This window comes from Nocardioides sp. zg-1230 (assembly GCF_013155335.1).
Taxonomy (GTDB): domain Bacteria; phylum Actinomycetota; class Actinomycetes; order Propionibacteriales; family Nocardioidaceae; genus Nocardioides.
On the sequence record NZ_JABJQZ010000006.1, the window covers coordinates 99979 to 124982 of the forward strand.

The following is a 25004-nucleotide window of genomic DNA, read 5'->3' on the forward strand; positions in this document are numbered from 1 at the left end:
GCGTGAGGCTCAGGGCCCCGGAGCGCCTGGGTGACACTGCTGCCCAGCTCTGGTACTGGTTGGACCGTGACCTCCCCGACCCAGCCCCGCGGCGAGGCCCCGGCAGCCGCTGAGATCGTTGCCGGCATCGACCGCGTCACGCAGCACCACGGACCCTGGACGACGAACTACTCGCTGGTCCCCGGTGTACGCACCCGGGACGACGAGCCCGACCCGAACGACCGCACCCGGATCAGACGGCTGGTCCAGCTCGTGTCGGACGTCGCCGGACGCCCGGTGGCAGACCTGCGGATCCTCGACCTGGCCTGCCTCGAGGGTCAGGTCGCCCTGGAGTTCGCGCGACTCGGAGCCAGGGTCGTGGGCATCGAGGGGCGGGAGTCCAACGTCGCCAAGGCGCGGTTCGCGGCCCAGACGTTGGGTCTGACCAACCTCGAGCTGCACCACGACGATGTGCGCAACCTGAGCCGGGAGACCTACGGCGGCTTCGACGTCGTGCTCTGCCTGGGCATCCTGTACCACCTGGACGACGAGGACGTCTTCACCTTCCTGCAGGCGGTCGGCGAGGTGTGCGACGGCGCCGCGGTGGTCGACACCCATGTCGGCCTCGCGAACGAGCGCACCTACGTCTTCGAGGGGCAGACCTATGCCGGCGCGTCGTACGTCGAGCACGATGCGGACGCCGAGGACGAGGACAAGCTCGCCAACCGATGGGCGTCGCTGGACAACCCACTGAGCCTGTGGCTCACGCGCCCGTCGCTGTACAACTTCCTCTCCGAGTGCGGATTCACCTCCGTCTGGGAATGTCACCAGCCTCGATGGGAAGGCATGCACGACGACAGGGTCACCCTGCTGGCGGTCAAGGGCGGCCGGGTGACAAGCCTGCCGAGCGAGCCCGAGGTCGAGATCGGCGCATCGGCGTGGCCCGAGCTGGAGCCCGCGGTGCAGTCGGACCCGGGCCTCGACACGGGTGCCACGTCGGAGGCGACTGTCCAGGCGCTCGCCGACACCGACGAGCGGCTGCAGGAGGCCCGGCGCAAGGTCCGCCGGCTGCGCACGAGGGTGCGCACGCTCCGCACCCGGGTGCACACGCTGCGCGCGAGGGTGCGCACGCTCGAGGGCGAGCTCGAGGAGATCCGCGGTTCGAAGGTGGGGCGAGCACACAGCGCCGCTGTGCGACTCCGTGACAGGTGGTCGTCCCGGCGACGATAGGGTCACGACATGGTGCCCGGCGACCGTCTCCTGCTGCTCGACACCGCCTCGCTCTACTTCCGGGCGTTCTTCGGTGTGCCCGACTCGGTGCAGGCGCCCGACGGCACGCCCGTCAACGCCGTGCGCGGGCTGATGGACTTCATCAGCCGATTGGTGGGGGAGTACGACCCGACACACCTGGCGTGCTGCTGGGACGACGACTGGCGACCGCAGTGGCGCGTCGACCTGCTCCCGTCCTACAAGGCGCACCGGGTCGTGCGCGAGGTCCCGGGTCCCCGCCCCGACGTCGAGGAGGTGCCGGACCCGCTCGAGGCCCAGGTGCCGATCATCCTGTCGGTGCTGGAGGCCTACGGCATCCCCGTCGTGGGCCATGCCGAGATGGAGGCCGACGACGTGATCGGCACCCTCGCCACCGGCGCCGGCATGCCGGTCGACATCGTCACCGGTGACCGCGACCTGTTCCAGCTCGTCGACGACGACGCCGAGGTCCGCGTGCTCTACGTCGCCCGCGGCGTCAGCAAGCACGAGCGCGTCGACAACGCCTGGGTGCGGGGCAAGTACGGCGTCGACGCCCACCAGTACGCCGACCTCGCCACGCTGCGTGGCGACGCCTCCGACGGGCTCCCGGGCGTCGCCGGGGTCGGCGACAAGACCGCCGCGACTCTCCTCAACCGGTTCGGCACGATCGAGGCGATCATCGCCGCTGCCGGCGACCCCGACTCCGACATGGGTCCCGGACCCCGCGGCAAGATCAAGGCTGCCGCCGACTACCTGGCCGTCGCGCCCCGCGTGGTCGCCGTACGCCGCGACCTCGACCTCGACGGTCACGACCTGAGCCGGCCGCGCACCCCCGCCGACCACGACGCCGTCGTCGAGCTCGACGCGCGGTGGGGCCTCGGCTCGTCTGCCGTGCGCCTGGTGGAGGCACTGTCCGGCTCCCACTAGGGTGTCGCGCGTGAGCACCTCCGAGGTCGAGTCCAAGGACCGGCAGATCCTCGCGCTGCTGGCCGCTGACGGGCGCATGTCGTTCACCGACCTCGGGAAGGCCACGGACCTGTCGACGTCGGCGGTGCACCAGCGGGTCAAGCGGCTCGAGCAGCGCGGCCTGATCACGGGCTACGGGGCGACCGTCGACCACGACCGGCTGGGCCGGCCGCTCACCGCGTTCATCTCGATCACGCCGATCGACCCCTCGCAGCCCGACGACTACCCCGACCGGCTCAAGGGCATCACGGAGATCGAGTCGTGCTGGTCGGTGGCCGGCGAGGAGTCCTACATCCTCAAGATCCGCGTGGCGACGCCGCTCGCGCTCGAGGAGCTCCTGGCCCGGATCCGCGGGGCGGCCAGCGTCTCGACACGCACCACGATCGTCCTGTCGACGCCCTTCGAGAACCGCCCCGTCGACTGACCCGGATGGGATCGGGATGGCCGACCGTCGCACCCTGCTGCTCGATGCGGCCCTCGAGCTGGTCGGGTCGCAGGGGATGCGCGGGCTGACGCACCGCGCGGTCGACGCCGCGGCCGGCCTGCCGCCGGGGTCGACGTCCAACCTCTTCCGCACCCGAGAGGCCCTCGTGCTGGGCATCGTCGAGCGGTTCATCGTCCGTGAGCGGGCCATGGTGACCGGGCCGCGCGACGAGGTCGACCCGACGCCGGACGGCGTGGCCACGGCGCTCGGCCGGTTCGTGGACCGGGCACTGGGCCCGGACCGCACGGTCACCCTCGCGCGCTACGCGATCCTCGTCGAGACCGCCCAGAACCCCGACCTGAGGGAGCTCATCGCCCCAGGCGCCGGCCAGGTCGACACCTGGACCCTCGACCTGGTCACCCACGCCGGGTCGCGATACCCCCACCGCGACGTCGGCGTCCTCTCCAACTACGTCACCGGCCTCCTCCTCCACGAGCTGGCGCTGCCCTCGGCCGACCTGGACGCGGCAGCCCGGGTCCGTTCCGTGATCGACACCCTGGGCTGGACCAGCGCGGAACGCCGTTGACCCCGCTCAACTACAGATGTAGTTTCACAGGATGGCAGACCGCCGCACCGTGTTGCTCGACGCAGCTGTCGAGGTCGTCGCCGACCAAGGGCTCGGCGGCCTGACCCACGACGCGGTGGACGCGCAGGCCGGGATCCCCATCGGCTCCACGGCGGAGCTATTCCCGACCGATCAGACGCTGGTCGAGGGAGTCACGCAGCGTTGCATCGAGCGGGAGATGCAGATGGCCACCGGCCCGCACGCGGAGGTCGAGGCGTCACCCGAGGGCCTCGCGTCGGCCTTCGGAGCCTTCGCCGACCGCGCCCTCGGCGAGGACCGCGCGGTCACCCTCGCTCGCTACATGCTCCACGCCGAGGCAGCCCGCACGCCCTCGCTGCGCCCGTTCTACGCGGTCGGTGCCGACGAGGCCGACACCTGGGCGCTCGACCTCGTACGCCGTGCCGGTTCCCAGCACCCCGAACGGGACGTCGGGATCATGGCGAACTACGTGACGGGACTCGTCTTCCACGAGCTCGCGTTGCCCACGCCCGACCCCGACGTCGCCGGTCGCGTGCGGACCCTCATCGACGCCCTGGGGTGGCGAGCAGCATGAGGGGGACCGCCACCGTGCCGGAGCTCACCCGCGCGCAGCGCGACGGGTTCGTCGAGACGCTCAAGGCTCTCGAGCCCGAGCAGTGGTGGGCCCCCTCGCTGTGCACGGCGTGGCGGGTCGTCGACGTCGCCGCGCACCTCGCCTGGGCGCCGGTGATGGGTGTGGGCGCCGGGGCCCTGGCGATGGCCCGCAACGGCTTCTCGATGAACCGGATGATCGCCCGCTCGGCCGTCGCCTGGGCCGACCGTGGGCACGACGCCATCCTGTCCCAGCTGCGCGACAACGCCCGGTCCGGCGCGACCCCGATCGGCATGCCGCCGGTCGCCGCGCTCGCCGACGCCGTCGTGCACGGGCTCGACGTACGCCGCCCCCTCGGGCTGCCCGGCCAGGTGCCAGCCGAGGCGCTCGCCCCGCTGGCCGACTTCACCCTCGGCACGCCCTGGCCGTTGAACTCCGTCGTCGGGGGGAGCGCGCGACGCCGCGTCGCCGGCGTACGCCTCGTGGCGACCGACACCGACTGGACCCACGGAGACGGCCCCGAGGTGCGGGCGTCCGCCGAGGCGCTCCTGCTCCTCCTCTACGGCCGCCCCCTTGACCCCGCCGACCTCACCGGCGACGGCGCCCCCACCCTCCGCGCCCGCCTCCACTGACCCGCGAACTGCTGCGGCGTGCGCGCAGAAGAGCCTGACAACTTCAGCGATCCCCGGCCAGCCGGCTCCTCCTGAAGATGTCAGGTCGTGCACGGGCCGACAAGTTCAGCCGCCGCGGCCGCAGGACGTCGCAAACGAGCCCCGACTGCGCGATCGTCACGCTGCGGCGGTCGGGAAGAGCGCACGGATTCGTGCGGCGACCTCTGCCGGCCGGTAGAGGTCGGCCCAGGTGATGCGGAGGCAACGCCACCCGGTGATCTCGCAGATCAGGGACTCCCGCTGCTTCTCCCGGAGCACGCAGTCCACGAGCGACTCACCCTCGCGGCGCCGGCTCTCGTACTTCACCTTGCCGTCGAACTCGAGGAAGACGCCCAGCTCGGGCCACGCGAGGTCCACGCGGGCGACCTCGACGCCCAGCGCGTTGCGGATGGGGAAGTTGGGGACCGGAGCCGGCAGGTGCTGGCTCCAGCAGAGGAACCGTGCGCGAGTCTCGCCGACCGACTCGCTCCGACCGTCTGCCAAGCGGAGGACGAGGTCGGTGGCCAGCGTGCGCGGCCAGCGGGTCATGGCGGCGTAGCGCTGGTGCAGGTCCTCGATCGTGGTGAGGCGCTTGTGCAGGAGGAAGTCGATCTCCACGAGCGCGTGCTCAAAGTCGAGGATCGTCGTCAGCTCGAGAGCGGTGCGGGTCGCCGACATCCGGTGGAGTCCGTCTACGTCGACCACGTCCCCCTCTGCGATGACGCCGCGGTGCTGCACGATGCCCGACTCTGCGCGCCCGGCCCGCTCGTCGATCCGGGTCAGGTGCACCCGGCTGAGATCGCACTCCCACAGCGGACACCCGTACTCGTTGGCCGAGCTGAGGTGGCTCAGGACGACGTCGGTGCGCGCTTGGCGCAGCGCGGCACGGCAGAGAACGGCGTACCGCTCGCTCTCGCTCATCGCGGCCCACTCAGGCCCGAGCACGTACGCCCCGCGGCGCACGCGCACCCAGTCACCCGCCTTCACCAGCATCGCGATCGCGTGATCGTGATAGCCGAGTGCGACGGCCTCCTTGCGAGTGAACACGCCATTGGCTTCGACGAGTGCGCGCAGTCGGGCTTCCATGGCGCGCCAGCCTGCAGGAGCTCTCCCACGGCGCGCCGCCCGCTCGACGGCAAGGTGTGGAGAACCCGCACATGGGGCCCTCTGTGGACTTCTACCGGCCACGTACGGCGATCCGCCACGGCCGGCTGCTGAACTTGTCAGGCCGTGCACGGGCCGACATGTTCAGGAACCCCCGGCCGCCCGGGGATTCCTGAACATGTCCGGCTCTTCCGCGGGAACTGCGCCAGCCGCGGCCGCACGGCCGCCGGGCGGGTCAGTACGCCTGGAGGGCGGCGGTGCGGCGGGAGGCCTCGGCCATCTCGGCGGCCTTGAGGGAGGCCTCGTCGAGGCGGCCGTGCTGCTCCCACCACTCCTGGCCGGACTCGGGGAGGGTGTGGATCGGGTCGTAGTACTCGTAGTAGCGGGAGAGGGCCTCGACGTCGTCGGCCTCGATGGACGTGCGGTAGTTCTTCGTCCAGTAGGAGATGCCGTGCTCGGTGTCGTAGTCGGCGTTCTGGTGCACCCAGCGCTTGCCGACGAACGGCACGTCGCACACGATGCGCGGCGTCGCAAAGCCCGGCAGGTAGCCCATGATGTGGTGCTGGAGGCGCTGCGCGTCGGCGAGCGAGACCCGCCAGTGCTCCGAGAACGGGATCATGTCGCACATGTAGAAGTAGTAGGGCATGATCTGCGCGCCGTCGAGCAGGCGGAAGCACAGGTCGAGCAGGGCGTGCGGGTCGGCGTTGACGCCGTTCAGCAGCACCCCCTGGTTGCGTACGTCGCGCAGGCCGGCGTCGAGCATCGCGCGCGAGGCCTCGGCCACGATCGGCGTCACGGAGTTCGCGTGGTTGGCGTGGGTGTGCATCGCCAGCGAGACGCCGCGCGAGCGGGCGACCGCCGCGACGCGGGAGACGCCCTCGACCACGTCGGGCTGCAGCCAGTGCTGCGGCAGGCCGATCAGGGCCTTGGTGGCGAGGCGGATGTCGCGGATGTTCTCGACCTCGAGCACCGACAGGAGGAAGGCCTCCAGGCGGGGCCACGGCATGTTGGCGACGTCGCCGCCGGAGACCACCACGTCGCGCACCGACGGCGTACGACGCAGGTAGTCGAGCATGTCGCCGAGGCGGTCGTTGGGCTTGCCGGCGAACTTGAGCTTGTCGATGACGACCGTCGAGTTGCCGACGAGGTCCATGCGGGTGCAGTGGCCGCAGTACTGCGGGCAGGTCGGCAGCAGCTCCGCGAGCACCTTGGTGGGGTAGCGGTGGGTGAGGCCCTCGGTGGCCCACATGTCGTGCTCGTGCAGCGAGTCGCGTGCGGCGTGCGGGTGGGAGGGCCAGTCGGTGCGGCGGTCGCTGAAGACCGGGATCATGTAGTGGCGCACGGGGTCGGCGTAGAACGCCTCGGTGAGCGAACCCGCGCCGGCGGGCGTCACCGTCGGCACCATGGTGTTCATCATCTGCGGCGGGACGAGCATCGACATCGTGGCCCGCTCGGCCTGGTCGCGCTCGAGGTCGGCGTAGAAGCGCTCGTCGAGCAGGTCGCCCATCAGCTCGCGCAGCTGCTTGACGTTCTTGATGCAGTGGGCGCGTTGCCACTGGACCGAGGCCCACTCGTCGGCGGTGACGGCCGCCCAGCCCGGGAAGCGGGTCCAGTCGGGCTCGACGAGCTCGACCCGCTGGTAGGGGTAGGGCTGGCCGGCGAGGCCGGTCTCGATGGCGGAGCCGTCGTGGGTGGCGGTCTCGATGCTCATGGGGTCTCCTTGCAAGCAGCAGTGCGGCGCGCCGGTTGTGTGTGCGGCGACACATCTGGGAGAGTACGTGGAGAACCTGCGGCCAGTCCAATGCCACGCCGCAAGATTTCCGGTTCTAGACGTTGAACCTAGAAGGATGCCCTGCATGAACACCTCCTCGGACATCCAGGCGGACGTCCGCACCAGTGACCCGACCGGCCTGCACCGCGTCCTCGACGAGCGAGCGGTCCTGCCCCAGGCCGCGCAGCGCCTCGACACCCGTGCCGAGCTGTGGCCCGACGAGGTCCGCATCCGCGTCGAGCGGCTCAACCTCGACGCCGCGTCGTTCCGCCAGCTCGAGCGCGCGCACACGAAGTACGGCGAGCAGCACCCCGACGCCGTCCGCGCAGAGGTGCTCGACATCGTCGCCACCCGGGGCAAGATGCAGAACCCCGTGACCGGTTCCGGCGGCATGCTCGTCGGCACCGTCGAGGAGGTCGGCCCCGAGTCGCCCCTCGGCCTCGCGGTGGGGGACCGGGTCGCGACCCTGGTCAGCCTCACGCTGACCCCGCTCGTCATCGAGGACGACCTGGCCCGCTGGGACGGCTGCAGCGAGCAGGTGCCGTGCGACGGCTATGCGATCCTCTTCGGCCGCTCCATCGCCGCCGTCATCCCCGACGACCTCGACCCGGCGCTCTCGCTGAGCGTGATGGACGTCTGCGGCGCCCCGGCGCTCACCGCGCGCGTCGTGGAGGAGTACGTCGCCCGCGGGCACGCCCCGACCGTCGCGGTGATCGGCGGCGCCGGGAAGTCCGGCTCCCTCAGCCTGGCCGCGGCCCGCCGGGCGGGCGCCTCCCGCACCATCGGTGTCGTGCCCCACCAGGACGAGCACGACCTGCTCACGGGCGCGGGCCTCGCCGACGCGGTCGCGATCGCCGACGCCCGCGACCCCATCGCCCTGCGCGACGCGGTCGCCGCGGCCGGCGGCCCGGCCGACGTGACCGTCGTCTGCGTCGACGTCCCCGGCTGCGAGGGCGGCGCGATCCTGGCCACCGCCGAGGGCGGCACCGTCATCTTCTTCTCGATGGCCACCAGCTTCAGTGGCGCGGCTCTCGGGGCCGAGGGGCTGGCCGCCGACGTGCGGATGCTCGTCGGCAACGGCTACGTCCCGGGCCACGCCGCCCACGCCATGGACCTGCTGCGCAGCGACGCCGGCGTCCGCGCCCTCTTCGAGCGGAGGCTCTGATGGCCGCCCGGAAGCCCGCCAGCCAGCTCGGCATCGACCACGCCGACGTACGCCGGGCGCGCACCCTCGCCCGGCAGGTCGGCAAGCCGATCGTCGACCTCGCCCAGCGCCACACCACCGTGAGCGTCGAGCGCGCCACGCTGCGCCTCGCCGGCCTCGGCGGGGCCGACCCCGACGGCACGCCGTGGGTCAACCGGCTCGCCGACGTCGTACGTGCCGACGTGGGGCTCGAGCACGGCGTGAGCCTGCCGGTGTGGGACGCGCTGGTCCGCGGCGAGGGCGACGACCTGCTCACCCTGGCCCAGAAGGCAGCGGCCGGCTCGATCACCTTCCGCGTGCCCGAGGGCAGGGACGCGAAGCGCGCCGGCGCTGCCGCCCGCAAGGCGGTCGGTGCGGGCATCAAGCAGATCGACCGGCAGCGCACCGCCCGCGAGCGGATGATCGCGAAGGTCGGCGACACCCCGAGCAAGCCGTGGATCTACCTCATCGTCGCCACCGGCGACATCCACGAGGACATCCCGCAGGCGCAGGCCGCCGCGCGCGAGGGCGCCGACGTCATCGCGGTGATCCGCTCGACGGGTCAGTCCCTGCTCGACTTCGTGCCCGAGGGCGCGACGCGCGAGGGGTTCGCCGGCACCTACGCCACCCAGGAGAACTTCCGCCTGATGCGCGCGGCGCTCGACGAGACGTCGAAGGAGCTCGGCCGCTACGTCCGGCTCACCAACTACGCCTCCGGCCTCTGCATGCCGGAGATCGCGGCGCTGGCCGGCCTCGAGCGGCTCGACATGATGCTCAACGACTCGATGTACGGCATCCTCTTCCGCGACATCAACCCGATCCGCACCTTCGTCGACCAGCGCTTCAGCCGCCAGGTCCACGCCCGCGCCGGGATCATCATCAACACCGGCGAGGACAACTACCTCACCACCGCCGACGCGATCGAGGCCGCCCACACGGTCACGACGAGCCAGCTGCTCAACGAGTACTTCGCCAAGGAGGCCGGGCTCGAGGACTGGCAGCTCGGCCTGGGACACGCCTTCGAGATCGACCCCGAGGTGCCCGACTCGTTCCGTCTCGAGCTGGCTCACGCCCTGCTGGCGCGCGAGCTGTTCCCCGACGCACCGCTGAAGTGGATGCCGCCTACGCGCCACATGACCGGCGACATCTTCAAGGGCTACCTCCTCGACGGCTTCTTCAACCTCGTCGGCGCCCTCACCGGCCAGGGCATCCTGCTGGTCGGCATGATGACCGAGGCCGTCGTGACGCCGTGGATCTCCGACCGCGACCTGGCCCTGCAGAACGTCCGCTACGTGATGAACGCCGCCGGCAGGCTCCACGAGGACTTCCGTCCCGCGCCCGACGGCTTCATCGCCGGCCGTGCCCGCGAGGTGCTCGGCGAGGCGATCGACCTGCTCGAGGAGATCAAGGCCGACCGCAGCGTGCCCGGCGAGCCGCCGCTGCTCTCCGCCATCGCCGACGGCACCTTCGGCCTGATGAAGCGCCCCGCCGACAAGGGCAAGGGCCTCGACGGCGTCGCCCGCAAGGCCGGCGACTACTACAACCCGGCGACCGAGATCCTGGAGGGCAAGTGAGTCTCATTCGTCCGTACGGCGACACCACCGGCGACGGCATGGTGCAGCTGTCCTTCACCCTCCCCATCGAGCACTCGAAGGTCGCCGAGGGCGCGGCCGTCCAGCTCGCCAACAAGATGGGCATGGACCCGGCCCTCGTCGTCCACGCCAAGCCGATGGGGGAGGGGTTCACGTTCTTCGTCGTCTACGGCCGCGTCAACCACCTCGTCGACCCCAGCACCGTCGAGGTCGTCGAGCGCGACTACCCGCTGCTGACGCCCAAGGAGGCCAACGCGGCGATCAAGCGGTCGTTGCGCCGGCGCCTGGTGGTCGTGGGCGGCTGCATCGGCACCGACGCCCATACCGTCGGCATCGACGCGATCCTCAACATCAAGGGGTTCGCGGGGGAGAAGGGCCTGGAGTACTACCGCGAGCTCAAGGTGGTCAACCTCGGCGCGCAGGTCTCGGTCCCGCAGCTCGTCGAAGCGGCACGGGAGGAGAAGGCCGACGCCGTGCTCGTCTCGCAGGTCGTCACCCAGCGCGACGCCCACCTGCTCAACACGCGCGAGATGTCGGCCGCCTTCCGCGAGGCCTACCCGGCCGCCCGGCGCCCGCTCCTGGTCGTCGGCGGTCCGCGCTTCGACGAGACGATGGCCGACGAGCTCGGCGTCGACCGCGTCTTCAGCAGGGGTACGACGCCGGGCGAGGTCGCCTCGTTCATCGTCCACCGGCTCACCCAGGAGAAGGCCTCATGAGCGACCGCACCGGCACGGTGGTGACCCACCGTCGCTACGTCCCCTACTCCCATGCCCACTACGCCGGCAACCTCGTCGACGGGGCCTACAGCCTCGGCCTGTTCGGCGACGTCGCCACCGAGATGTGCATCGTGCTCGACGGCGACGAGGGACTCTTCGCGTCCTACTCCGACGTGCAGTTCCGTGCCCCCGTCCGCGCGGGCGACCTCCTCGAGATCACCGCGACGCTGGTGAAGGAGGGCACCCGCAGCCGGGTGATGGACTTCGCCGTGAACGTCGTCGGGCGGGGCGCGCCGACCGACGACGCACCCGGCCGCGCCGAGGTCCTGGAGCCACCCATCGTGGCCACCACCGCCACGGGAACGGTCGTCGTACCCCCCGCCTCGCGCGACTGATACCCCCGACCTCGGCGTGTCATGCATCGACACGCCGACGGCCCCGAGATTTGTCGGAAGACTTTCCTCCGGGGGCCGTGGCGTTGACCTGCGACAACGCGCGTCGTCGCAGGTCAGGGACGTGTTGACACCGGTCCCGCGGGGAGGGAGGGTTCCCGGGTCCGCCTGTGCAGCTCGCGGGTGGCGCCTTCGACAGAGCGGAGACGAGCGTGGGGCACGCAAGGCCAGCGGTGCCCACCGCCCGTCGACCGGTCGCGGGTGCCCCGCGGGGGCTGGATGCGGGAGGGACCCCGGGGCCGTAGACAACTTCGCGTGCTCGTCAGCCAGACGGGTGCGCGTTGGTCCGAAGCCCCCCGGTTCCTCCCGCACCGCTGCAGGCGCTCAATCCGACGTTCCGCGCGGTCGGCTACGGTCTGTGCGTGTCACTGCGCTGCCTCCTCGCCCTCGTCGGCGGGCTCGTGCTGGCAGCCGCCTTCGAGCCGGTCGGCCACTCCTGGGTGATGCCGCCCGCGATCGCGGCCCTGGTGCTCTCCGTGCGAGGCCTCGAGCCGCGACGCGCGTGGCTGCCGAGCCTCGTCTTCGGAGTGGCCTTCATCTTCACCGTGATGGTCTGGATGCGCTCGGTCGGCACCGACGCGTGGCTCGCGATGTGCGCGATGGAGGCGGCGTTCTTCGTCCCGCTCGGCATCGGGCTGTCGTGGAGCATGCGCTCGCGAGCGTGGCCCGTCCTCGCCGCGCTGTGGTGGGTCGGGATCGAGACGTTGCGCAGCGGCTTCCCGTTCAGCGGCATGCCGTTCGGCCGACTGGTGTTCGCGACCGCCGACACGCCCTGGGCCGACGCCGTGCCGTGGATCAGCATGACCGGGGTCAGCTTCCTCGTGGCGCTCACGGGTACGACGCTCGCGTGGCTGCTGGTCGAGCTGCGCTCGCCGTCACGTGCGACGTACGCCGCGGTGGCGGGGCTCGCGGTCGTCACCCTGGCGCCGACGCTGGTGCCGTTCCCGCTCGAGCGCAGCGGCACCGCCACCGTCGCGGCGGTGCAGGGGGACGTGCCCGGCACCGGGCTCAACGTGCCGGCCGTGCACCGCGAGGTGACGGCCAACCACGTGCGGCTGACCGAGGAGCTCGCCGAGGCGGTGGCCGCGGGGGAGCAGCCGCGGCCCGACTTCGTGGTGTGGCCGGAGAACTCGACGGCCGTCGACCCGTTCCTCGACACGGAGATCAACGCCGGCATCGTCGCGGCCTCCGACGCGATCGGCGTACCGATCCTGGTCGGCGGCACCAACAGCAACCCGCTCGACGACGCCCAGGTCCTCAACCAGGGGATCGTCTACCAGCCGGGTCTCGGCAGCGGAGACCGCTACACGAAGCGGCACCCGGTGCCCTACGGCGAGTACATCCCGTTCCGCGGCAGCAGCTGGATGCCGTCGACCTACGGCAGGCTCACCGAGGTGCCACGCGACATGGTCCGCGGCACCAGCCTCGAGCCGATCCGGGTCGGCGACCTGCGCGTGGCCGACGCGATCTGCTTCGACGTGGCCTACGACGAGGGCATCGCCGGCCAGGTGGCACGCGGCGCGGAGCTGGTCACGGTGCAGACGAGCAACGCGATGTTCAGCCGCACCGGACAGCTCGCCCAGCAGTTCGAGATCAGCCGGCTCCGGGCCCAGGAGACCGGCCGGTGGGTCGTGGTGGCCGCCATCAACGGCATCTCGGGCGTCGTACGCCCCGACGGCACGGTGGTCGCGTCGGTCCCGGCGCGCGGGCAGGAGGTGCTCGTGGAGGCGGTCGGGCTCAGCACCACCCAGACCCTGGCCGTACGCCTCGGCGTCTGGCCCGGACGACTCGCGCTGATCTTCCTCGTCGTGCACACGGCGGTCGTGCTCATCACCTATCGTCGTCGCCGGCAGCGCGACCGCGACGGCCATCAGCGCTCCGGGCCCGGGCAGGCCGTGGAGCGACCGAGACCCCTGGAGCGAGGTACGCCCGCGTGAGTGTCGACGGACTCGGCAGGTGCGTCATGGTCATCCCGACCTACGACGAGGCGGACAACCTCGAGTGGATCGTCGGGCGGCTGCGCGAGGCCCAACCCGGCGTCGACGTGCTGGTCGTCGACGACAACAGCCCCGACGGCACCGGCGACATCGCCGACAAGCTGGCCGCCGCCGACCCGGCCGTCAGCGTCGTGCACCGCACCGAGAAGGCGGGGCTGGGCGCCGCCTACCTCCACGGCTTCGACGTCGCGCTCCGTGCAGGCTACGACGTGATCGGCGAGATGGACGCCGACGGCTCGCACCAGCCCGAGCAGCTCCATCGTCTCCTCGACGCGCTGCACACGGCCGACCTCGTCATCGGCTCGCGCTACGTCCCGGGCGGGTCGGTCGTCAACTGGCCCCTCCAGCGGCTCCTGCTCTCGCGCGGCGGCAACCTCTACGTCCGCCTGCTGCTCGGCATCCGGGTCAAGGACGCCACCGCCGGCTACCGCCTGTTCCGACGTACGACGCTCGAGGCCATCGACCTTGGCTCGGTGAGGTCTACTGGATACGTGTTCCAGACCGACCTCGCCTACCGCACCGTCAGCCGCGGGCTCCGGCTGACGGAGGTCCCGATCGAGTTCATCGAGCGCGAGCGCGGTGACTCCAAGATGAGCGGCCAGGTCGCGAGCGAGTCACTGCGGAAGATCACCCGCTGGGGGCTCTCCGAGCGACGGGAGCAGCTCCACAGGAGCAGGGGCAGGAGCAGGAGCCGGGCATGACGACGCCGACCCCGCCTGCAGGACCGCGCCGGCGACGCCGGTGGGTGCGTCCCGCCCTCGCCGCCGCGTTCGTCGTGGTGCCGCTCGTCGAGATCTGGGCCATCCTCCAGGTCGGCCAGCTCGTGGGGCCGTGGTGGACGATCCTGCTGCTCGTGCTCGACAGCCTGCTCGGCGCGTGGCTCATCAAGCGCGAGGGCGGCCGGGCCTGGTCAGCCCTGCGCACGGCACTGCAGCAGGGGCGCATGCCGGCCCGGGAGATCGCCGACGGTGCCCTGATCCTCATCGGCGGCACCCTGATGCTGAGCCCCGGCTTCGTCCTCGACATCGCGGGGATCCTGCTGATCCTGCCCTTCACCCGCCCGGTCGCACGGCGGCTGTTGACCACGGTGGTCGAGCGCCGGCTCGTGGTCGCCCCGACCTTCGGCGGGGGCCCCGGATTCGGCCCCGGATTCGGTACGGGGTTCGGCCCGGGTTTCGGTTCGCCCTCCACCCCCGGAGACGACGAACGCCCCGGACCGGGGCCCGGGGGCCCGGTGGTCCGGGGCGATGTCGTCGAGTGAGCCTCGACCGGCTCGACCGGGGTGGTCAGCCAGTCAGCTGACGCGCTTCTTCTTGTTGGCGCGGTGCAGGTGCGCGGGGCCGATCTCGCCGCCGCGCAGCAGCTCGAGCCGCTCCTTGAGGATGTCCTCGAGCTCCTTCTCCGAGCGACGCTCCAGGAGCATGTCCCAGTGCGTGCGAGCCGGCTTCTCGACCTTCTCCTCGGGAAGGATGCCGGAGGTGCTCAGCGCCTCGGCGCCGCAGCGCGGGCACTCCCAGACCGCTGGGATGTCGGCCTCGACCGACATCGTCACCTCGAAGTCATGCCCCTGCTTGCACCGGTAACCGACCTGCTGGCGAGCTGCGAACTCGATGCCGCGCTCATCCTCGAAACTCTGGCCGCCGAGCCGTGCGCCACGTAATGTGCGCTCCGCCACCGTGCCCACCTCCATTGGGTTGCTGACACCCGTTGTGTTGTGTTCGGGTTCTCCAGTGCAACGAGCCAGATCGTGGTTCGTGACGCCGCTCGTGACGGCGCGGCCCGACTGCACCGGAACTTCTACGATCTTCAACGGTAGCGGGCACGGCACAATTCCGCGGATTCCACGTGTCGACGGCCACGCTCAGGCGCGACGAACTTCACCCTCAGGGGTGGACCCCGTTGTGGACCGTCCCGCCCGACGTCCGCACCCCGGGGCCAGAAGCGCTCAGATCACGGCAGGTACGTCGTTGCCGGCGTCGCGGATGCCCCGCTCGGTGTCCACGCGCCACAGGAGCAGCCCGCCGACGACGAAGAAGATGATGAGCGCGAAGATGGCCGGCCGGTAGGAGTCGGTGAAGGTGTAGACGAGGCCGAAGACGAGCGTGCCGAACCACGAGGTCCCGCGCTCCATGGCGTGGTAGAAGCTGAAGAACTCAGCCTCCTTGCCGCGCGGGATCAGCAGCGAGAAGTAGGACCGCGCCAGGGCTTGCGTGCCGCCCAGCACCAGGCCGATGGCGACGCCGAGCACCAGCAGGGGGACCAGCGACTTCTCGGGGATGACCAGGCCCGCGGTGACGATGCCCATCCAGATCACCAGACCCCCGAGGATCGTGTTCTTCGCCCCGCGCCGCGCCGCGATGCGGCCGAAGAGCAGCGCCCCGCCGACCGCCACGAACTGGACCAGGAGGTAGACCCCCAGCATGGTGCCCTGCGGGAAGCCGAGCTCCTCGACGCCGTACACCGACGCCTGGCTGATGACGGTCTGGATGCCGTCGTTGAAGAAGAGGTAGGCGAGGAGGAAGGTCAGCGCCACAGGGTAGTTGCGCAGCTCCTTGAGCGTGATCCACAGCTGCCCGAAGCTGCGCTGGAGCACCCCGCCCTCGACCTGCTCGACGTCGGCCGGCGGGTGGTTCTTCAGCCCACGGAAGGGGATGAACGTGAAGGCGGCCCACCACACGGCGGCGGACAGCAGAGAGATCCGCACCGCCATGCCCTCGGTGAGGCCGAAGGTGTCGTGGAAGCTCACCAGCACGAAGTTGAGGGCCAGCAGCAGTCCACCGCCGGCGTAGCCGTAGGCCCAGCCTCGCGAGGACACGCGGTCGCGGTCGGTCTCCGACGAGATGATCGGCAGGATCGAGTCGTTGACCACCGCCGACGCGGCGAAGCAGAGGTTGGCGAGGATGAACGTCACCGCGCCGAGCTGCCAGTTGTCGCCGGTCATGAAGAAGAGCAGGGACGCGAAGAACGCGCCGGTCCAGGCGAAGCCGGCCAGGAGGTCCTTCTTGCGCGCCGTGCGGTCCGCGACGGCACCGAGGAGCGGTAGCACCAGCGCGGAGATCAGCGTCGAGAACGTGATGACGTAGGCCGGCAGGGCCCCCGGGGCGATCGACAGGCCGAGGACGGAGACCCGGTCGTCGACCGCGGCCTCCTCGGCGATGGCGATGAGGTAGGGGCCGAACAGGACGCCGGACACCGTCGTGGCGAACGCACTGTTGGCCCAGTCGTAGAAGTACCAGGCCCGCTGCTCCTTGGCCTGCGCCAATGGTGTCAGGTTGGCGATGCCACCCACCTCGGTCATCCCTCATCCTCCACGGGGCCGTTCCACTGTCCGCGGGCGCGGAGCACGTCCCTGAGTATGTCCGTGCGATCGGTCATGATGCCGTCGACACCACGGTCGAGGAGGGCGTTCATCTCAATTGGGTCGTCGATCGTCCAGACGTGCACCTGGACGCCGGCCGCCTGGGCCCGTCGTACGAGCCCGCGCGAGACCACGAGGACGCGGCCCCGTCGATGAGGCACCTGCAGCGCCACCGGCCGCCCGCGGGTGAGCCACCGGGCGAGCCGGGAGCTGCCGACCACGCGGTACGCCAGCACCTCCAGCGGGTGGGCCGAGGTGGCCACGCGGCCCTGCGTACGCCGGCGGAACGCGTTCATCCGGCGCCCGGAGAACGAGCCGACCAGCACCCGGTCCCACGCCGCGCGCTCCTCGATGAAGCGGGCGAGCGCCTCGACCGCGCCCTCGGACTTGAGGTCGATGTTGAACCGTGCCTGCGGGAAGGAGTCGAAGAGGTCGGCGAGGGTCGGCACCCGCTCGCGCCCGCCGATCAGGGCCTCCTGCACCTCGGCGTACGTCGACTCGGCGATGCTGCCGGTCCGGTCGGTCACCCGGTCGAGGACGGTGTCGTGGAAGGCCAGCAGCACGCCGTCGCTGGTGACGTGGACGTCGGTCTCGAGGTACGTGTAGCCGAGCTCGACGGCGTGGGTGAACGCCGCAAGGGTGTTCTCGAGCCCCTCGATGTCGGGGTGGTACGCACCGCCGCGGTGGGCGAAGGCGAGGGGCCGCCCGCCGTCGAGGTAGGCCGGTACGGACCGATGGGGTGTCTTCACGGCAGAAGTATGGACGTCGGCGGTACCGTCGGGGGATGGAGAGCATGACGTGTCCCCGTTGCGGTGTGGAGATGGATCAACGGACCCACGGCGAGGCGACGGTGAGCTCGTGCCCCGAGGGGCACGGGGTGTTCCTCGCGCGCGCTGACCTGGGCATGCTGGTCGAGGCCGAGAACGACTGGCACCGCAACGCCGGCCAGCACACCGCGCCCCTGCCGCGGATCACCGCCGACATGACCGCGCCGCCCTCCGTCGGCAAGGTGTCGCGCGCGTGGGTGGAGACCCTCTTCGGCTGAGCGCCCCTCGCCGACAAGGGCTAGATGTCGCGGAAGGTCTCGATGTTGGCGCCGAGCTCGTTGAGCCGCTCGGCGAGGTCCTCGTAACCGCGGTGGATGACGTACGTCGAGCGCAGCACGCTGCGGCCCTTCGAGGCGAGCATCGCGATCAGCAGCACGACGGCGGGGCGCAGCGCCGGCGGGCAGACGATCTCCGCGCCGGAGAAGTGCGTCGGACCCTCGATCAGCACGCGGTGCGGGTCGAGCAGCTTGACCTGGGCGCCGAGCTTGTTGAGCTCGGTGAGGTAGATCGCCCGGTTCTCGTAGACCCAGTCGTGGAGCAGCGTCTGCCCCTCGGCGACGGCCGCGATGACGGCGAAGAACGGCAGGTTGTCGATGTTGAGGCCGGGGAACGGCATCGGGTGGATCTTGTCCAGCGGCGCCCGCAGCTCGGACGGGTGCGTGGTGATGTCGACCAGCCGGGTCTCGCCGTTGAGGGCGGCGTACTCGGGGGAGCGGTCGTAGCGGAAGCCCATCTCCTCCAGCGTGGCGAGCTCGATCTCGAGGAACTCGATCGGCACGCGGCGGATGGTGATGGACGACTTGGTGACGATGGCGGCCGCCAGCAGCGACATCGCCTCGATCGGGTCCTCGGCGGGGGCGTAGTCGACGTCGACGTTGATCGACGACCGGCCCGTCACCTTGAGCGTGGTGGTGCCGATGCCCTCGACCTCCACGCCGAGGCGCCGGAGGTAGAAGCACAGGTCCTGGACCATGTAGTTGGACGAGGCGTTGCGGATCACGGTGGTGCCCGGGTGCAGCGCCGCGGCCATCAGGGCGTTCTCGGTGACCGTGTCGCCGCGCTCGGTGAGCACGATCGGCCGGGAGGGCTCGATGGTGCGGTTGACGCTGGCGTGGTAGCTGCCCTCGCTCGCCTTCACCTCGAGGCCAAAGGGACGCAGCGCCGACATGTGCGGCTCGACCGTGCGCTCACCGAGGTTGCAGCCACCGGCGTAGGGGAGGTCGAACTCGTCGTAGCGGTGCAGCAGGGGGCCGAGGAACATGATCACCGAGCGCGTACGCCGCGCTGCCGCCTCGTCGATCGCGGCGAGGTTGAGGTCGGCGGGCGGGATGATCTCCAGGTCGTTGTCGTCGCCGACCCAGCGGGTGGCCACGCCGAGGGAGTTGAGCACCTCGAGCAGGCGGTTGACCTCCTCGATGCGCGCGACCTTGCGCAGCGTCGTACGCCCCTTGTTGAGCAGCGAGGCGCACAGCAGCGCGACTCCGGCGTTCTTCGAGGTCTTGACGTCGATCGAGCCGGACAGCGTGGTGGGACCGTCGACGCGCAGGTGCGTGGGGCCGGCACCCAGGGCGACGATCTCGGAGTCGAGAGCTGCGCCGATGCGGGCGAGCATCTCGAGGGAGAGGTTCTGGTGGCCCTTCTCGATGCGGTTGATGGCGCTCTGGCTCGTGCCGAGCAGCTCGGCCAGCTGGTGCTGGGTGAGCCCGCGGTGCTTGCGGGCGTCGCGGATGAGGTTGCCGATGCGACCCTTGTAGTCAGCCATGCCGAGTACGGTATCTCAGATATGAGATAGCGCCAGATCGACGCTCCCGAGTCGTCCCGACATCGGCTGCGTAGGTGCGTGGCAGGATCGCCCCATGCGTGCCACGACCATCCATGCGCCCGGTGACATCCGCTTCGAGAACGTGCCCGACCCGCGGATCGAGCTGCCCACCGACGCGATCGTGAAGGTGGTCGCCGGCTGCATCTGCGGCTCGGACCTCTGGCCCTACCGCGGGGAGAACGACGTCGACGCCGGCTCGACCATCGGCCACGAGTGCGTCGGCGTCGTGGAGGAGGTCGGCTCGGAGGTCTCCACCACCAAGGTCGGCGACTTCGTCATCGTGCCGTTCTGCCACTGCGACAACACGTGCGCCCACTGCCGCGCCGGCATGCAGTCGGCGTGCGTCAACCTCGGCATCACCCAGAGCGGGCAGGGGGAGTACGCCCGGGTCACGCAGGCCGACGGCAGCCTCGTCGCGACCGACGGGATGCCCGACGAGGGACTGATCCCGTCGCTGCTCGCGCTCACCGACGTGATGGCCACCGGCTGGCACGCGGCGGTCGCGGCGGGCGTCCGGCCCGGGCACACCGTCGTGGTCGTCGGCGACGGTGCCGTCGGCCTCAGCGGCGTGCTGGCCGCGTCCGAGATGGGCGCCGAGCGCGTCATCGCCATGTCGCGTCACGAGCCCCGCCAGGAGATCGCCCGGGCCTTCGGCGCGACCGACGTCGTCGCCGAGCGGGGCAAGGAGGGCGAGGCGCGCATCGCTGACCTCACCGACGGGATCGGCGCCGACGCCGTCCTCGAGTGCGTCGGCACGGACGGCGCGATGAAGACGGCATTCACGGTCGCACGCCCGGGCTCGACCGTCGGCTTCGTGGGCGTGCCGCACGGCGTCGAGCTGCCGGTGCGCCGGATGTTCCAGAAGAACGTCGGCCTCGCCGGTGGCATGGCCCCGGTGCGGCGCTACCTGCCCGACCTGCTCGACCGGGTGCTCTCGGGTGCGATCGACCCGGGGAAGGTCTTCGACCTGACGCTGCCGATGGCCGAGTCGCCCGAGGGCTACCGGGCCATGGACGAGCGTCGCGCCATCAAGGTGCTCCTCCGCCCATGACGTCGACCGAGGACACGTCGCCCGAGGACAAGCTGCTGCTCGGTCCGCTGCTCCGCTACGTCGACGAGACCTCGGCGGCCGTCTGGGTCGAGACGGACGCTCCCTGTCGCGTCACGGTCACCCGAGGGGACGCGAGCGCGAGCGCGTCGACGTTCGTGGTCCACGACCACCACTACGCCCTCGTCGAGCTCGACGGGCTCGATCCCGGCACCACCGAGCCCTACACCGTCGCGATCGACGGCGACCGGGTGTGGCCGCCGGCAGGATCGCCGTTCCCCGACCCTGTCATCGCCACCCTCGAGGCGGGTCGCCCGCTGCACCTGGCGTTCGGCTCGTGCCGTACGTCGGTCTCCCACGACGAGAAGGGCAACAGGATCCACGGCGTCGACGCCCTCCGCGCGTGGGCACTGCGGGTCGCCGGGCAGGTCGAGCCCGCCGACCCCGACGACGCCGACCTCGACCCGGACCGGCTTCCCGACCTGATGCTCTTCCTGGGCGACCAGGTCTACGCCGACGAGACCACCGACGCGATGCGCGAGTTCATCGAGTCGCGCCGCGACATCGACCAGCCGCCGTGGACCGAGCTCCGGGACTACGAGGAGTACGCGCACCTCTACAAGCTCGCGTGGTCCGATCCCGCGAACCGGTGGCTGCTCTCGACCGTGCCGAGCGCGATGATCTTCGACGACCACGACATCCGCGACGACTGGAACACCTCGATGGACTGGCGTCGCGAGATGGAGGCCACCTCGTGGTGGCACGGACGCATCGTCGCCGGCCTGGCGTCCTACTGGGTCTACCAGCACCTGGGCAACATGTCGCCCGCCGAGCGTGAGAAGGACGAGGTGTACGCGACGGTGCGGGCGCACCGCGGCGATGCCGAGCAGGACCTCGGTCCGTTCCTCGACGAGTTCGCAGCCCGGGTCGACCAGCAGCCGCAGACCTACCGCTGGAGCTACACCCGCGACTTCGACACGCAGGCCCGCCTGGTGGTGGTCGACTCGCGCGCGGCCCGCAAGCTCGACCCGGACGACCGGGCGATGCTCGACGACGACGAGGCGGCCTGGCTCGACGAGCAGCTGCGCGGCGACGTCGACCACCTGCTGGTCGGCACGTCCCTGCCGTTCCTGCTCGCCCGCGGGCTCCACCACCTCGAGGCGTTCAGCGAGGCGCTGGCGCAGGGGGCGTGGGGCGAGCGCGGTGGCCGGATGGGGGAGAAGCTCCGCCAGCTGGTGGATCTCGAGCACTGGGGCGCGTTCCAGAACAGCTTCCAGGAGGTCGCGCGTCAGGTGATGGAGGTTGCTGCGGGGGAGCGGGGCCGAGCGCCGTCGACCGTCACGTTCCTCTCCGGCGACGTGCACCACAGCTACGTGAGCGAGGCACACCCGCCCCACGGCCGTCCGGCGCTGCGCTCGACGATCCTGCAGGCCGTCTGCTCACCGATGCGCAACCCGCTCTCGCGCAACATGCGCTTCGCGACGGCCGTGCTCTCCTACGGCGTCGCCGGCCCGATGGGCCGTCTGGCGTCGAAGTCGGCGCGGGTGCCCGATGCGCCGCTCACGTGGACCTACGCCGAAGGGCCGTGGTTCGACAACAACCTCGCCTTCCTCCAGCTGGCCGGACCGAGCCTGCGCATGTGGTGGGTCACCGGCGAGGTGGTCGACGACCACGACCGGCCGAAGCTGGCGAAGGTGGAGTCCTACGCACTCGACGTGGACGGCAACCCGCCCCCGCGCGAGCGCTTCGTGTCCAAGGTGCGCCGCAGGGTCACGCGGCGGGTGCAGGACGACTCGGTCCGCGAGCGCTGACGGCGAGCTCTCAGGCGTTGCTGAGCACGCGGTCGCGCCCGTGGGTGCAGCTGCACGTGTCGGAGCACGGCAGGTAGGTGTGACGACCGTGGCCGCACTCGCTGCACGGCAGGTCGTGAGAGAGGTGGACCGAGCTGGTCTCGACGGTGTCCCACATGCCGTCCACGGTCGCACCGGATGGCGCCGCTCGTGCGCGAACCGCCGGGGAATGACCGATCTGGGGCAGGAATGACCCGTTCGGGCCATGCCGGTGTGGCCCCGACACACCGTTCCGCGGTCCTAGGATCGCGGCATGGCAGCCGCCGCGAGCCTCGACCTGTCGGCGCGGCAGGCGCGCCGCATCGCCGTACGCGCCCAGCTGCTCGCCGCGCCGCGACCCACCGACGCGCTGGACGTGGTGCGGCACCTCGGCTTCCTCCAGGTCGACCTCACCCGGGTCGTGGCCCAGCACGCCGACCTCGCCCTGTGGAGCCGCCTCGGGGGCACCTACGAGCCCGAGGACCTCGAGGAGCTCGTGGGCGACGGCGCTCTCGTCGAGCTGCGGGCCATGTTGCTGCCGAGCGAGGACGTCGCGCTGCACCGGGCCGACATGGACGCGTGGCCCGGTGAGCCGCCGCTGAAGGAGTGGCAGGAGGACCTCGCCGACTGGGTGGCCGCCAACGACGGCTGTCGCCGCGACATCCTCGCGCTGCTGCGGGCGGAGGGGCCGACTGCGGCCCGTGACCTGCCGGACACCTGCGAGGTGCCGTGGCGATCGACGGGGTGGACCAACGACAAGAACGTGATGAAGCTGCTCGAGTGCCTGGAGGCGCGCGGCGAGGTCGCGGTCGCCTCGCGCGAGGGCCGCGAGCGTCGGTGGGACCTCGCCGAGCGCGTCCACCCCGGCGACCCCGCGGTGCCCGCCGAGGAGGCCCACCACGCCCTCGCCGCGCGGCGGCTGCGGGCGCTCGGCATCGCCCGCCCGCGGGCGCTCGAGGCCTGGGACGAGCGGTACGACGTCCGCGGCACCGGTGTGGCCGCCCGCGTCGACGGCGTACGCGGGACGTGGCGGATGGACCCAGACCGGCTGCAGGACCTCGACGACTTCGAGGGCCGCGCCGCCATCCTGTCCCCGCTGGACCGGCTCGTGTTCGACCGCAAGCGGATGGAGGACCTGTTCGCCTTCGACTACCAGCTCGAGATGTACAAGCCCGCGGCGAAGCGGCAGTGGGGCTACTGGGCGATGCCGGTGCTCGACGGCGACGAGCTGGTCGGGAAGGTCGACGCGACGGCCGACCGCGAGGCGGGCGTGCTGATCGTCGACGCCGTGCACGAGGACGGCGACTGGTCCGCTGCTCGCCGCCGACGGGTGCACGCCGAGCTCGACGCACTGGGGGAGTGGCTGGGCCTCGAGGTCGCGCGTCCCTGACCGGGCGCGCGTGCCACCGACCGCTCGACGCCGGTAACAACGCCTTCCCGGGAGCAACGGGACCCCGCCGGTTGCTCCTCTGGTCGACCACCGTCCGGCCACGGAGGAGCAACGACGTACCCAAAGTGGGGTAGGCGCCGATTTGACAGACCTACGTTGCGCATGCAGGGCATCGAGGGGCGATGCCCACCAGCACAAGGGGCATCAACATGCGCACAGGCAACAAGCGGGTCGTGGGGACCCTGCTCGCCGTGACCCTCGGAGTCACGTCCACCAGCGTGCTCGCGGGACCGGCCGAGGCCGGACCGCCGATCAGGATCCACGGCGTCGTCACCGCAGCAGGGGGCGGCGGGCTCTCCGGGATCAACGTCACTGCACTGGCCGAGAGGGCTGTCGAAGGCACCACCCAGTGGGTCGCGATCGACAGCGCCACGACCGGAGTGGACGGCAGCTACAACGTCGGCAAGCTCCCTGACGGCAACTACCGGGTGCGCTTCGACGACCCGGCCGGCCGTTACGCCACCGAGTACTACAACAACGCCTTCGTGCCCGCCGACGCCGAGGTCGTCGCGCTGGACAGCGGGAAGTTCGACATGGCGGAGGTCGTCCTGGGCGGCGCGGCTCAGCTGACCGGTGTGGTCACCGGCAGCACGGGCGACGGTATCGAGGGCGCGGAGGTCACGGCGTACGTCGAGCAGAGCGGCGCCTGGGTCCCGTTCACCACCCTCCTGACCGTCGCGGGCGGTCACTACGACCTCGGGCTCCTGCCCGGTGGCACGTACAAGCTCGGCTTCCATGACCCCGCCACCGGGGTCACGGAGTACTGGAACGACAAGTCCACCCTCGTCGACGCCGACGTCCTGACCGTCCAGAACGCCGGGTCGAGCACCGGCCTCAACGTCCAGCTCGCGACGCCGCTGCCGGAGCCGAGCCCGGAGCCGAGCCCCGAGCCCACCCCGGAGCCCACCCCGGAGCCCACCGTGACGCCCACGGTCGAGCCGACGCCGAGCGCGACGGCCGCACCCACGCAGCAGGCGGTGCCGACCCCGGTCGCGACGACCGCGCCCACCACGACGACCGCGAAGGTGGTCATGGTCAAGCGGCCTCGGATCAGGGGCCTCGCCCGCGTCGCCCAGGTCCTCCGGGTGACCCGGGGCACCTGGAACCCGACCAAGGTCTCCCGGAAGATCCAGTGGCTCGCCAACGGCAAGCGCATCAAGGGCGCCACGAAGAACCGCCTCACGGTGACCAAGAAGCTCCGCGGCACGCGGATCTCCGTCCGGGTGGTCGCCTCCGCACCGCAGCTCGCCGACCTCACCGTGAAGACGCGCCGGACGAAGAAGGTCCGCGGCTGATCGACCGCCGTTGCACTCGCAGTCGCGACTGACGACAGTGCGGTGGGGGGGGTGCATCTGGGGGGCCCCCCCCCCCCCCCCCGCGGCGCGGGGTGGG

Annotated in this window: 25 protein-coding genes; 18 read left to right on the forward strand and 7 right to left on the reverse strand. The window is 71.2% G+C overall.

The features are described from left to right. The first annotated feature begins 66 nt into the window (after positions 1-66). Genes HOO61_RS18710 through HOO61_RS18735 form a run of 6 tightly spaced genes read left to right on the forward strand, consistent with a single transcriptional unit; the run spans position 67 to position 4445 of the window. Positions 67-1209: a class I SAM-dependent methyltransferase gene (locus HOO61_RS18710; RefSeq protein WP_216659116.1), complete on the forward strand. Its 1143-nt coding sequence runs from the start codon at positions 67-69 to the stop codon at positions 1207-1209. Between the two features lie 9 nt (positions 1210-1218). Continuing rightward, on the forward strand, positions 1219-2154 hold the full coding sequence (locus HOO61_RS18715) for a 5'-3' exonuclease (protein ID WP_172261254.1): 936 nt from the start codon (positions 1219-1221) through the stop codon (positions 2152-2154). A 10-nt stretch (positions 2155-2164) separates the two neighbouring features. Then, positions 2165-2617 (forward strand): Lrp/AsnC family transcriptional regulator, encoded by a 453-nt coding sequence (locus tag HOO61_RS18720; RefSeq protein ID WP_172261255.1) that lies wholly within the window; start codon positions 2165-2167, stop codon positions 2615-2617. 16 nt (positions 2618-2633) lie between these two features. Then, positions 2634-3203: a TetR/AcrR family transcriptional regulator gene (locus HOO61_RS18725; protein WP_172261257.1), complete on the forward strand. Its 570-nt coding sequence runs from the start codon at positions 2634-2636 to the stop codon at positions 3201-3203. 31 nt (positions 3204-3234) lie between these two features. Continuing rightward, the gene (locus HOO61_RS18730) at positions 3235-3795 is read left to right on the forward strand and encodes a TetR/AcrR family transcriptional regulator (RefSeq protein ID WP_172261259.1); all 561 of its coding nucleotides are present in this window, start codon (positions 3235-3237) and stop codon (positions 3793-3795) included. Continuing rightward, positions 3792-4445: a maleylpyruvate isomerase family mycothiol-dependent enzyme gene (locus HOO61_RS18735; RefSeq protein WP_172261261.1), complete on the forward strand. Its 654-nt coding sequence runs from the start codon at positions 3792-3794 to the stop codon at positions 4443-4445. The genes HOO61_RS18730 and HOO61_RS18735 overlap by 4 nt, the downstream gene beginning before the upstream one ends. 156 nt (positions 4446-4601) lie before the next feature. Here HOO61_RS18735 and HOO61_RS18740 read toward each other — a convergent pair whose 3' ends face one another. Together HOO61_RS18740 and HOO61_RS18745 are read right to left on the reverse strand one after the other, a co-directional pair. Continuing rightward, a complete protein-coding gene (locus HOO61_RS18740) occupies positions 4602-5549 on the reverse strand; it encodes a type IV toxin-antitoxin system AbiEi family antitoxin domain-containing protein (protein WP_172261263.1) in 948 nt (315 codons plus the stop codon). A gap of 253 nt (positions 5550-5802) precedes the next feature. Then, positions 5803-7278 (reverse strand): KamA family radical SAM protein, encoded by a 1476-nt coding sequence (locus HOO61_RS18745; protein WP_172261265.1) that lies wholly within the window; start codon positions 7276-7278, stop codon positions 5803-5805. Positions 7279-7423: 145 nt separating this feature from the next. Here HOO61_RS18745 and HOO61_RS18750 point away from each other — a divergent pair, with 145 nt between their 5' ends. From HOO61_RS18750 to HOO61_RS18780, 7 genes are all read left to right on the forward strand, one after another. Further along, on the forward strand, positions 7424-8503 hold the full coding sequence (locus tag HOO61_RS18750) for an L-erythro-3,5-diaminohexanoate dehydrogenase (RefSeq protein WP_172261267.1): 1080 nt from the start codon (positions 7424-7426) through the stop codon (positions 8501-8503). Further along, on the forward strand, positions 8503-10095 hold the full coding sequence (locus HOO61_RS18755; protein ID WP_172261268.1) for a lysine 5,6-aminomutase subunit alpha: 1593 nt from the start codon (positions 8503-8505) through the stop codon (positions 10093-10095). Before HOO61_RS18750 ends, HOO61_RS18755 begins: the two co-directional genes overlap by 1 nt. Then, positions 10092-10829, forward strand: a complete 738-nt coding sequence (locus tag HOO61_RS25035) for an OAM dimerization domain-containing protein (protein WP_172261269.1) — start codon at positions 10092-10094, stop codon at positions 10827-10829. The genes HOO61_RS18755 and HOO61_RS25035 overlap by 4 nt, the downstream gene beginning before the upstream one ends. Continuing rightward, positions 10826-11224 carry a hotdog domain-containing protein gene (locus tag HOO61_RS18765; RefSeq protein WP_172261270.1) on the forward strand — a complete coding sequence of 133 codons (399 nt, stop codon included), beginning with the start codon at positions 10826-10828 and terminating at the stop codon, positions 11222-11224. The genes HOO61_RS25035 and HOO61_RS18765 overlap by 4 nt, the downstream gene beginning before the upstream one ends. Before the next feature lie 419 nt (positions 11225-11643). Next, positions 11644-13218 carry an apolipoprotein N-acyltransferase gene (gene lnt, locus HOO61_RS18770; RefSeq protein ID WP_172261271.1) on the forward strand — a complete coding sequence of 525 codons (1575 nt, stop codon included), beginning with the start codon at positions 11644-11646 and terminating at the stop codon, positions 13216-13218. A gap of 26 nt (positions 13219-13244) precedes the next feature. Then, positions 13245-13979, forward strand: a complete 735-nt coding sequence (locus HOO61_RS18775; RefSeq protein WP_172261305.1) for a polyprenol monophosphomannose synthase — start codon at positions 13245-13247, stop codon at positions 13977-13979. Then, positions 13976-14539, forward strand: coding sequence for an FxsA family protein (locus tag HOO61_RS18780; protein ID WP_172261272.1), 564 nt, complete (start codon positions 13976-13978; stop codon positions 14537-14539). The genes HOO61_RS18775 and HOO61_RS18780 overlap by 4 nt, the downstream gene beginning before the upstream one ends. A 33-nt stretch (positions 14540-14572) precedes the next feature. On the opposite strand, the gene HOO61_RS18785 is transcribed toward HOO61_RS18780, so the two are convergent. The 3 genes from HOO61_RS18785 to HOO61_RS18795 form a co-directional block, all read right to left on the reverse strand. Then, a complete protein-coding gene (locus tag HOO61_RS18785) occupies positions 14573-15067 on the reverse strand; it encodes an RNA polymerase-binding protein RbpA (protein ID WP_367650253.1) in 495 nt (164 codons plus the stop codon). Positions 15068-15223: 156 nt separating this feature from the next. Beyond that, complete coding sequence (locus HOO61_RS18790; protein WP_172261274.1) at positions 15224-16576, reverse strand: MFS transporter; 1353 nt, start codon at positions 16574-16576, stop codon at positions 15224-15226. Continuing rightward, positions 16573-17385 carry a glycerophosphodiester phosphodiesterase gene (locus HOO61_RS18795; protein WP_172261276.1) on the reverse strand — a complete coding sequence of 271 codons (813 nt, stop codon included), beginning with the start codon at positions 17383-17385 and terminating at the stop codon, positions 16573-16575. Before HOO61_RS18795 ends, HOO61_RS18790 begins: the two co-directional genes overlap by 4 nt. A 44-nt stretch (positions 17386-17429) precedes the next feature. On the opposite strand from HOO61_RS18795, the gene HOO61_RS18800 reads away from it, so the two are divergent. Beyond that, the gene (locus HOO61_RS18800) at positions 17430-17681 is read left to right on the forward strand and encodes a zf-TFIIB domain-containing protein (protein WP_301539098.1); all 252 of its coding nucleotides are present in this window, start codon (positions 17430-17432) and stop codon (positions 17679-17681) included. Between the two features lie 20 nt (positions 17682-17701). On the opposite strand, the gene HOO61_RS18805 is transcribed toward HOO61_RS18800, so the two are convergent. Then, positions 17702-19225, reverse strand: a complete 1524-nt coding sequence (locus tag HOO61_RS18805; protein WP_172261280.1) for a UDP-N-acetylglucosamine 1-carboxyvinyltransferase — start codon at positions 19223-19225, stop codon at positions 17702-17704. A 94-nt stretch (positions 19226-19319) separates the two neighbouring features. Between HOO61_RS18805 and HOO61_RS18810 the strand changes: the two genes are divergently transcribed. Next, complete coding sequence (locus HOO61_RS18810; protein ID WP_172261282.1) at positions 19320-20336, forward strand: zinc-dependent alcohol dehydrogenase family protein; 1017 nt, start codon at positions 19320-19322, stop codon at positions 20334-20336. Further along, positions 20333-22144, forward strand: coding sequence for an alkaline phosphatase D family protein (locus HOO61_RS18815; protein WP_172261284.1), 1812 nt, complete (start codon positions 20333-20335; stop codon positions 22142-22144). Before HOO61_RS18810 ends, HOO61_RS18815 begins: the two co-directional genes overlap by 4 nt. Positions 22145-22154: 10 nt before the next feature. On the opposite strand, the gene HOO61_RS18820 is transcribed toward HOO61_RS18815, so the two are convergent. Next, positions 22155-22301, reverse strand: a complete 147-nt coding sequence (locus HOO61_RS18820) for a hypothetical protein (RefSeq protein WP_172261286.1) — start codon at positions 22299-22301, stop codon at positions 22155-22157. 135 nt (positions 22302-22436) lie between these two features. On the opposite strand from HOO61_RS18820, the gene HOO61_RS18825 reads away from it, so the two are divergent. After that, the gene (locus HOO61_RS18825; RefSeq protein ID WP_172261288.1) at positions 22437-23552 is read left to right on the forward strand and encodes a crosslink repair DNA glycosylase YcaQ family protein; all 1116 of its coding nucleotides are present in this window, start codon (positions 22437-22439) and stop codon (positions 23550-23552) included. 209 nt (positions 23553-23761) lie between these two features. Further along, the gene (locus HOO61_RS23815; RefSeq protein WP_216659117.1) at positions 23762-24907 is read left to right on the forward strand and encodes an MSCRAMM family adhesin SdrC; all 1146 of its coding nucleotides are present in this window, start codon (positions 23762-23764) and stop codon (positions 24905-24907) included. Positions 24908-25004 lie beyond the last annotated feature (97 nt).

Excerpts from the sequence above, each read along its gene's own strand:
- HOO61_RS18715 (WP_172261254.1), top strand. The coding sequence starts at position 1,219 with ATGGTGCCCGGCGACCGTCTCCTGCTGCTCGACACCGCCTCGCTCTAC.
- HOO61_RS18725 (WP_172261257.1), top strand. The coding sequence starts at position 2,634 with ATGGCCGACCGTCGCACCCTGCTGCTCGATGCGGCCCTCGAGCTGGTC.
- HOO61_RS18730 (WP_172261259.1), top strand. The coding sequence starts at position 3,235 with ATGGCAGACCGCCGCACCGTGTTGCTCGACGCAGCTGTCGAGGTCGTC.
- HOO61_RS18735 (WP_172261261.1), top strand. The coding sequence starts at position 3,792 with ATGAGGGGGACCGCCACCGTGCCGGAGCTCACCCGCGCGCAGCGCGAC.
- HOO61_RS18740 (WP_172261263.1), bottom strand. The coding sequence starts at position 5,549 with ATGGAAGCCCGACTGCGCGCACTCGTCGAAGCCAATGGCGTGTTCACT.
- HOO61_RS18745 (WP_172261265.1), bottom strand. The coding sequence starts at position 7,278 with ATGAGCATCGAGACCGCCACCCACGACGGCTCCGCCATCGAGACCGGC.
- HOO61_RS18750 (WP_172261267.1), top strand. The coding sequence starts at position 7,424 with ATGAACACCTCCTCGGACATCCAGGCGGACGTCCGCACCAGTGACCCG.
- HOO61_RS18755 (WP_172261268.1), top strand. The coding sequence starts at position 8,503 with ATGGCCGCCCGGAAGCCCGCCAGCCAGCTCGGCATCGACCACGCCGAC.
- HOO61_RS18765 (WP_172261270.1), top strand. The coding sequence starts at position 10,826 with ATGAGCGACCGCACCGGCACGGTGGTGACCCACCGTCGCTACGTCCCC.
- HOO61_RS18775 (WP_172261305.1), top strand. The coding sequence starts at position 13,245 with ATGGTCATCCCGACCTACGACGAGGCGGACAACCTCGAGTGGATCGTC.
- HOO61_RS18780 (WP_172261272.1), top strand. The coding sequence starts at position 13,976 with ATGACGACGCCGACCCCGCCTGCAGGACCGCGCCGGCGACGCCGGTGG.
- HOO61_RS18790 (WP_172261274.1), bottom strand. The coding sequence starts at position 16,576 with ATGACCGAGGTGGGTGGCATCGCCAACCTGACACCATTGGCGCAGGCC.
- HOO61_RS18800 (WP_301539098.1), top strand. The coding sequence starts at position 17,430 with ATGACGTGTCCCCGTTGCGGTGTGGAGATGGATCAACGGACCCACGGC.
- HOO61_RS18805 (WP_172261280.1), bottom strand. The coding sequence starts at position 19,225 with ATGGCTGACTACAAGGGTCGCATCGGCAACCTCATCCGCGACGCCCGC.
- HOO61_RS18810 (WP_172261282.1), top strand. The coding sequence starts at position 19,320 with ATGCGTGCCACGACCATCCATGCGCCCGGTGACATCCGCTTCGAGAAC.
- HOO61_RS18815 (WP_172261284.1), top strand. The coding sequence starts at position 20,333 with ATGACGTCGACCGAGGACACGTCGCCCGAGGACAAGCTGCTGCTCGGT.
- HOO61_RS18820 (WP_172261286.1), bottom strand. The coding sequence starts at position 22,301 with ATGTGGGACACCGTCGAGACCAGCTCGGTCCACCTCTCTCACGACCTG.
- HOO61_RS18825 (WP_172261288.1), top strand. The coding sequence starts at position 22,437 with ATGGCAGCCGCCGCGAGCCTCGACCTGTCGGCGCGGCAGGCGCGCCGC.
- HOO61_RS23815 (WP_216659117.1), top strand. The coding sequence starts at position 23,762 with ATGCGCACAGGCAACAAGCGGGTCGTGGGGACCCTGCTCGCCGTGACC.